The sequence below is a fragment of the Mesorhizobium sp. M7A.F.Ca.MR.362.00.0.0 genome (assembly GCF_004023175.1).
Classification (GTDB): domain Bacteria; phylum Pseudomonadota; class Alphaproteobacteria; order Rhizobiales; family Rhizobiaceae; genus Mesorhizobium.
Map to the genome: position 1 here is coordinate 1 of NZ_RZTF01000207.1, position 1932 is coordinate 1932.

The 1932-nt window shown below is 63.4% G+C and carries 2 protein-coding genes; both read left to right on the top strand.

Annotated features, from left to right (window positions below; genetic code table 11):
- The first annotated feature begins 327 nt into the window (after positions 1-327).
- Positions 328-1566: an MFS transporter gene (locus EOC06_RS22730; RefSeq protein ID WP_128308838.1), complete on the top strand. Its 1239-nt coding sequence runs from the start codon at positions 328-330 to the stop codon at positions 1564-1566.
- Between the two features lie 54 nt (positions 1567-1620).
- A complete protein-coding gene (locus EOC06_RS22735) occupies positions 1621-1929 on the top strand; it encodes an NIPSNAP family protein (RefSeq protein WP_127397458.1) in 309 nt (102 codons plus the stop codon).
- The last annotated feature ends 3 nt before the right edge of the window (positions 1930-1932 follow it).

The following is a 1932-nucleotide window of genomic DNA, read 5'->3' on the forward strand; positions in this document are numbered from 1 at the left end:
CGCCAATCTCCAGCGTTGCGGGAAGAATGCCGGCGTCGCGGCCAGCCCGCTCTCCCCGTCACTATACGGGGAGAGATGTCCGGCAGGACAGTGAGGGGCAGCGCCAACGTCAACGATTGCCGCGTTCGGCCAGAAACTCATGACGCAGTAGCGCTAATGCATCTCGCTCAAAAGTCGCGACGCGCTTTAGGCTGAAAATTCCTTGATCCAGCACTGATTTTGACGCATATCCGCTGCGAACTGAGCTAAAAGTTCCGCCAGCCGGACCAGCGCCCATCGTGGAAGTGCCCCGCCAGCTGATGCCATTCGAACGGGGCCTCTTAAATCATGACAGCAGAACAGATATCGCCGGACCAGCGCTATGCCGCGTTCCGCCATCGGTCCTTCCTGAGCTATTGGGCGGCGCGTTTCCTCACCACATTCGCCACCATGATCGTGTCCGTCGCGGTCGGCTGGCAGATGTACGATTTGACCCGCGACCCGCTCGATCTCGGCCTGGTCGGCATCGTCCAGTTCCTGCCGTCGCTGCTTCTGGTGCTGGTCACCGGCGTCGTCGCTGATCGCTTCGGCCGCCGCCTGATCATGGCGCTGGCGGTCGTGGTGGAGGCGATGTGCGCGCTGGCGCTGCTGTTCCTGACGCTGCGCGGCATCAGCGGGCCGCTGCCGATCTTCTGCGTGCTTGCCATGTTCGGCGTCGCCCGCGCCTTTTTCGGTCCGGCCTCCGCCTCGCTGTTCGCCAATCTGGTGCCGCCTCAGGATTTCGCCAACGCCATCGCCTGGAATTCTTCGGCCTGGCAGACGGCGACCATCGTCGGACCGGTCGCCGGCGGCCTGCTCTACGGCGTGTCGCCGGAAGCGGCCTACGGAACCGCGGCCGTCCTGATGCTCGTGTCCGGGCTGCTGATCTTCACCATCCCGAAGCCGTCGCAGCGGACCGAGTCGGAAAAGCCGACGATGCAGCACCTGCTCGGCGGGTTCAGCTACATCTGGAGCGAGAAGATCGTGCTCGGCGCCATCTCGCTCGATCTGTTCGCCGTGCTCCTGTCCGGCGCCTCGGCGCTGCTGCCGGTCTATGCGCGCGACATCCTCCAGCTCGGCCCCTGGGGCCTCGGCCTGCTGCGCTCGGCGCCCAGCATCGGCGCCATTTGCGTCGCCATCTGGCTGGCCGGGCATCCGCTTCGCAACCACGCGGGCATGATCATGCTGGTCGCCGCCGCCTCGTTCGGCGCCTTCACCGTGCTGTTCGGCCTTTCCACCATCACCTGGCTGTCGATCGTGGCGCTGGTCTTCCTTGGCGCCACCGATATGTTCAGCGTCTACATCAGGGAAACGCTAATTCAGCTGTGGACGCCCGACGAGGTGCGCGGCCGCGTCAACGCCGTCAACCAGGTCTTTGTCGGCGCCTCCAACGAGGTCGGCGAATTCCGCGCCGGCACGATGGCCGCGCTGATCGGCACGGTGCCGGCCGTGGTGATCGGCGGCATCGGCGCCATCGCCGTAGCGGGCCTGTGGATGGTGCTGTTCCCGCAACTGCGCAAGGTGCGCCATCTCGACGGACGCAACTGATCTTCCTCCAGTTGACAAGCCAAAATGCCCCGCCCCCATGCCACAGGAGCTCTCATGATCACTTGCTACCTGAAATATGTCATCGACCCCTACAAGCTTGCCGAGTTCGAAGATTATGGCCGTCGCTGGATAGCTCTGGTCAACCGCCTCGGCGGAAACCATCACGGCTATTTCCTTCCGAGCGAGGGGGCGAGCAATATCGCTTTTGCCATGTTCAGCTTTCCGAGCCTTGCCGACTACGAGGACTATCGCAAGCGTATGGCTGCCGACCCGGAATGCCAGGAAGTGTTTGAAATGGAAAAACGCAATCGCAGCATTCTCAGCTACGAGCGCAGCTTCCTGCGGCCTGTGCTCGAACCTTAAAGC